This is a genomic window from Brevibacillus reuszeri (assembly GCF_002897295.1).
Lineage (GTDB): Bacteria > Bacillota > Bacilli > Brevibacillales > Brevibacillaceae > Brevibacillus > Brevibacillus reuszeri_A.
In genome coordinates this window covers 1-477 of sequence record NZ_BEXF01000145.1, presented here as the reverse complement: position 1 = coordinate 477, position 477 = coordinate 1, and the positions used below count along the sequence as shown (strand labels likewise).

Annotated in this window: 1 protein-coding gene; it reads left to right on the top strand. The window is 49.1% G+C overall.

The features are described from left to right. Positions 1 to 91 precede the first annotated feature (91 nt). A partial coding sequence (locus C3B52_RS35885) for an XkdQ/YqbQ family protein (protein WP_441299882.1) occupies positions 92 to 477 on the top strand: 386 nt, incomplete at its 3' end.

Genomic DNA, 477 nt, shown 5'->3' with positions numbered 1-477 from the left:
GGACATCCAAAAACTGAACGGAATCAAGGACCATGAGGTTCGGAAGCTGGCGATTGGCCGGGTTCTCAAGATTCCTTAAGGAGGTGGCTGCATGATCGAGCTGATGATTGACCGAAAGAATGGAAGCGTGTGGGATCTGGGGCAGATCGTAACGGATATTACATGGAAAACAAGCCGTCAGGCAAAGCCGGCGAGTCTTGATATCAACTACGTCAACAATGGTCTGGCGCAGAGCAAGGAATTTGACGTGGAGAATGGTGACATTGTGCGTTTCCGCAAGGATAACAAGGACCTGTTTTATGGCTATGTTTTTTCAAAAGAATGGGGGTTGGACGCCCAGGTGAAACTGATGGCCTACGACCAGCTGCGCTATTTGTCCAGCAACGACACCTATCGGTTCACCAATGCCAAGGTAGAGGAAATCATTCGCAAGATTGCCAAGGATTTTAATCTGAAAACAGGCACGCTGGCCCAAAC